The following is a 552-nucleotide window of genomic DNA, read 5'->3' on the forward strand; positions in this document are numbered from 1 at the left end:
ATTTGATACATATACGCCTAACTCAACAAGTCATGCTATAGAAGACTACCATCTGATAGGTAATAATGTGCAGTTAATAGCGGTAGAAGTCTAAAAAGTACTATTGTTATTGAGCATCATTTTTTATGTGTGTAGTGTCAAGACTTTGATTCTCTGTTTTAATAAAAACAGTTCCACCTGAAGAGCGAGTAACAGAATAGAGGTTAAGGTGTTTATAAAGCATTATCAATAAATTAGTATAGATTGAAGAGTGCTGATTATATAAACTCGATTATACTAAGTCAATTTTAATAAGAGGCTAATTGTTGAAGCTAGTATCTGAAATTACCTAATGTATGACAGTCTCGTTAAACGGTCGTTTTTTGAGACTCAAATGAGAATAAGTACAAAACGCATAATTGCCTTATTAGAGTCTTCCCAATTAACATTTCCTAGCATTATGCTGAAAAACCTATTGAAAACTTTTACGTGACTGGCTCTAAGACTTGATAAAGCTGTGTCAGCTAAGCTTCCACGTGGGGAAAAGTGTAATAGTTGAGATTTAATCTTACA

Annotated in this window: 1 protein-coding gene; it reads left to right on the forward strand. The window is 32.8% G+C overall.

All coding sequences use genetic code 11. The features are described from left to right. Nucleotides 1-94, forward strand: a 94-nt coding sequence (locus KYQ89_RS00180) for a DUF5424 family protein (protein WP_218459787.1), incomplete at its 5' end; no start/stop codon positions are given. Nucleotides 95-552 lie beyond the last annotated feature (458 nt).

It is taken from the genome of Rickettsia sp. TH2014, assembly GCF_019249195.1.
Taxonomy (GTDB): Bacteria; Pseudomonadota; Alphaproteobacteria; order Rickettsiales; family Rickettsiaceae; genus Rickettsia; species Rickettsia felis.